Here is a 279-nt window from a genome sequence, read left to right on the forward strand (position 1 = left end):
GGATCGAAGCCCGTGGCGACACCGAGCGCCTGCCGGGCCTCAGCTCCCATTTTGGCCAGGAGCGCCTAAGCAACCCTGAACTCACCGCCATGCGCTTTGCCCACGTGCGCAACCCGCGCCGAGCCAAAGCCGGCGCCAACGTCAGCCAAATGCACTACGCGCGCCAGGGCATCATCACCCCGGAGATGGAGTTCGTCGCCATTCGCGAGAACATGAAACTCCAGGAACACCGCGCCGCCGGCTTGCTCGACCAGCAACACCCCGGCCATAGCTTCGGCG

1 pseudogene is annotated in these 279 nt (G+C 65.9%); it reads left to right on the plus strand.

Annotation, left to right across the window (positions count from 1 at the left end):
* Positions 1-279: pseudogene (locus tag AC0IW9_RS30650) on the plus strand (hypothetical protein); the annotation flags it as partial.

It is taken from the genome of Belnapia sp. AC561 (assembly GCF_979252845.1).